1 protein-coding gene is annotated in these 658 nt (G+C 60.9%); it reads left to right on the forward strand.

Annotation, left to right across the window (positions count from 1 at the left end; genetic code table 11):
- Positions 1-658, forward strand: a 658-nt coding sequence (locus tag V7702_RS16780) for a helix-hairpin-helix domain-containing protein (protein ID WP_442958432.1), incomplete at both ends; no start/stop codon positions are given.

Raw genomic sequence — 658 nt, forward strand, 5'->3', positions numbered from 1 at the left:
TGCCTCTTTCCGGCGCATGGGCACAATCAAAACCCACCGCGACCGTTTCGTTCAAGGGATGATGCGCAACGGATACAGTCAGGACATTGCCGAGGCATGTTTTGTCCAGATCGAGGGCTTTGCCGATTATGGCTTCCCCGAAAGCCATGCGGCGGCTTTTGCGATGCTCACCTACGTGTCGTCATGGTTGAAATGCCACCATCCCGCAATCTTTGCATGTGCGCTTTTGAATGCACAGCCAATGGGGTTTTACGCCCCCGCCCAGATCGTACGCGACGCCCGCGAGCACGGGATTGAACTGCGCCCCGTCTGCGTGAACCATAGCGCATGGGACAACTCGCTAGAGCGTCGCGCAGACGGGGCCTTGGCGCTGCGGCTCGGGTTTCGTCAGATCAAGGGCTTTCGCGAAAGTGATGCGGCTTGGATCGTAGCTGCGCGTGGCAATGGGTATCCCGATCCCGAAGCCCTATGGCTGCGCGGCGGCATTGCCCCCGCCGCATTGGAACGTCTGGCCGAAGCGGACGCCTTCGTTGGAATGGGGATTACGCGGCGCGATGCGCTATGGGCCGTGCGCGCCATCTCTGCGCCGGCCCCGCTGCCGTTATTTGCAAACCCCTTAGATGGCGAAGGCCTGAATGAACCCGGTGTGCGCTTGCCA

This window comes from Phenylobacterium sp., assembly GCF_036963605.1.
In the GTDB taxonomy this organism is placed as follows: domain Bacteria; phylum Pseudomonadota; class Alphaproteobacteria; order Caulobacterales; family Caulobacteraceae; genus Phenylobacterium.